Genomic DNA, 1,622 nt, shown 5'->3' with positions numbered 1-1,622 from the left:
CAAGCAGAAGCGGGCATACGAGTTGTCTTAGGGTCTCGTGGGCTCGGAGATGGGTATAAGAGACAGGTGCGCTCGTGGGCGGCCGGGTGCTCGGCCGCGGCTCCTCGGAACGCGTCGGCTGCTCCGTCGCCGGCTCATCGGTGGGCTCCCGCGTCCCAGGGGGCGGCTCGGGACGGGGTCCGCGCGTGGTCGGCACCGGCCCGACCGTGGCCGGAAGGGTCGGGTACGCGCTCGGGACGGCGGACAAGGTGATCGTCGGCACGCCCGTGGCGGACTCGCGCGGCGTCGGCGGCCCCGTCGTGGGCGAGGCGGGCCCCGTCGTCAGCGGCGGATCGGATGCGACCGGCGGGAGGGCGGCGCCGCTCTCGGACGCCGGCGGCTCGTTCAAGATCACGAAAGCCGACACCACCGCCGCCGCGGTCGCCAGCACCAGCCCGCCGGTCACCGCGAACTTGGGCACGGGGGTGAGGCTCTGGAACAGGCTCGTGGTCGTGTCGGCGTCCGCCACCGGCTGCGCCCTCGGCAGCAGCGCGGCGAGCGGCACGGCCAGGATCCCGAGGCCGGTCCGGCCACGTACCTCCCAATCCTCCCCGTATGCGGCCAGCGCGACGTCTTCCAGCTCGGCCAGGAACGCCTCGGCCGACTCGGGCCGCGCGGCGGGGTCCTTGGCCAGACCGTGCCAGACCAGCGGCCGCAGCGGCTCCTCGACGTCCTCCAGCGGGGGCGGGGCGTGCTGGTGCTGGTAGGCGAGGGCGGCCACGGCCTCGCCGTGGAAGGGCCGGTGCCCGGTCAGGCACTCGAAGAACACCAGCGTCGCCGCGTACACATCGGTGGCCGGGCTGGCCGGGGCGTCGTCCCACTGCTCCGGCGCCATGTACGAGGGCGTGCCGGCGAGAGGCCCCTGCTCTCCAGAGCGAGCCGCCACGCCGAAGTCGACGAGCCTGCTGTCGCCGTCCTGGGTGATGAGCACGTTCTCGGGCTTGAAGTCACGGTGCACCACGCCGCGCCGGTGGGCCTCGGCCAGCCCGAGCAGCGCACCCTTCAGCACCGCCAGCGCGGCCTCCGCGCCCGTCCTGCCCTCGTGCTCCAGCAGCCGCCGCAGCGTGACGCCGTCGACGAGCTCCATCACGATGACGGCGTCGTCGGAGGACTCGACGTAGTCGAGGACGCGGGCGGTGTGCGGGCTGTCGATCTCACGGATGATGAGGGCCTCGGCCCTGAACCTCTCGACGAACTCCTCGTCCCTGCGCAGTGCCTCGGACAAGTGCTTGATCGCGACCGCGAGGCCGTCGGAGTCGCGCACGGCGAGCATCACCCGGCCCGTCCCGCCGTGGCCGAGTTCCCGGATCTCGGTGTAGCCGGGAACATCCATGGGACCTCCTGACCGGATAAAGATCCTTATGTCAGGACGCTAACCTGAGGTCACCCCGCGTGTCGAGCCTCTTCACAGGAGTGACCGCACCCCTGCCGCAAACGGTATCGTTACTACTCTCCATAGTAGGCTCGTTCCCTGACCGGCCACCTGCGCCACTGACTCGGCGCCTGGCAGATCCGCGAGAAACTGCAGGTCACAGGCTCGGAGCTGCGCCTGCCGCCGCCTGGAAGGGGCGGGGTTCGGGTCA

At 71.8% G+C, this 1,622-nt stretch carries 1 protein-coding gene; it reads right to left on the bottom strand.

Annotated elements, in window-relative coordinates:
* Nucleotides 1-1,372 (bottom strand): serine/threonine-protein kinase (locus EJK15_RS69160; protein ID WP_138720900.1); only part of this gene is annotated, 1,372 nt, incomplete at its 3' end.
* Nucleotides 1,373-1,622: the final 250 nt, after the last annotated feature.

The organism is Nonomuraea basaltis (assembly GCF_005893125.1).
GTDB classification, from domain to species: domain Bacteria; phylum Actinomycetota; class Actinomycetes; order Streptosporangiales; family Streptosporangiaceae; genus Nonomuraea; species Nonomuraea basaltis.
The sequence above is the reverse complement of the archived record's forward strand: the minus strand, read 5'-3'. Positions and strand labels throughout refer to the sequence as shown.